This is a genomic window from Burkholderia sp. AU4i (genome assembly GCF_000466765.1).
Lineage (GTDB): Bacteria > Pseudomonadota > Gammaproteobacteria > Burkholderiales > Burkholderiaceae > Burkholderia > Burkholderia cepacia.
Genome location: NZ_ASSI01000357.1, coordinates 1 through 841, shown reverse-complemented (window position 1 = coordinate 841; position 841 = coordinate 1). Strand labels below are relative to the sequence as shown.

Here is an 841-nt window from a genome sequence, read left to right as displayed (position 1 = left end):
GTTGGGCGAGTCATGCGGCGCAAGGCCAGTGACGCAGCATCACGTCCAGCGCATCGAGACTGCGCAACCACGACGCGTCGGAAGCCGGTGCACTGTGCGAGAACCCGCCGGCGCTTTCGAGTGTGACGTAGCCCATGAAAAAGCCGCCGAGCAGGCGGATCGCATGCGGCTGCTCGGCTTCCGGCATGTCGTAGCTGCGCAGCACGGCCGAGGTCATCCTCACGAGCCGGCCGCCGGCGCTTTCAGTGGCGCGCTCGACGCTCAGCGGGTGGCGCGCGGCTGCAAAACGGCCGGGGTGCTCGCGCGCGTAGTCGCGATAGACGTTGGCGAGCGCTGTCAGCGCGTCCTTGGCGGTACGGCCGGCCAGTGCTTCGGTTGCGCGATCGGCGAGTTCCCGCAGCGCGAAGAGTGCGATCCGGCTCTTGAGATCGTCGAAACTCGGGACATGGGAGTACAGGCTGGCGAGCTTGACGTCGAAGTGACGCGCGAGCGCTGCGCCGGTCAGGTGCTCGAAGCCGGTCTCATCGGCGAGCTGTGCGCCGGCTTCGACGAGTTTGTCCAGGGTGATGCCGGCGCGTGCCATGATAGATGCTATTTAAGTTAGTCAAGCGGCTAATTGTATTAGGTTTGGCGGGGTTGTCAATTTCCCGGGCGTGCCAGTTCTGCCTATGCGTCATTGGGGTGACGTGTTCCGCTGCGTCGAAGCGCTATGGCTTCATGTGATCGGGGATGGCCGCTTGGGTCGGGTGCCGTGCGTCAGGAAGCGGAGACAAACATGCGTCGAGCATGTGAGCCATATCCACCCGGCTGTCGCGGCGATCGGGATCTGCGTCGTCTGCGC

The 841-nt window shown here is 64.7% G+C and carries 1 protein-coding gene; it reads right to left on the bottom strand.

Annotated features, from left to right (window positions below; translation table 11 throughout):
• Positions 1-10: 10 nt before the first annotated feature.
• Positions 11-583 carry a TetR/AcrR family transcriptional regulator gene (locus L810_RS42440; RefSeq protein ID WP_021164256.1) on the bottom strand — a complete coding sequence of 191 codons (573 nt, stop codon included), beginning with the start codon at positions 581-583 and terminating at the stop codon, positions 11-13.
• Positions 584-841: the final 258 nt, after the last annotated feature.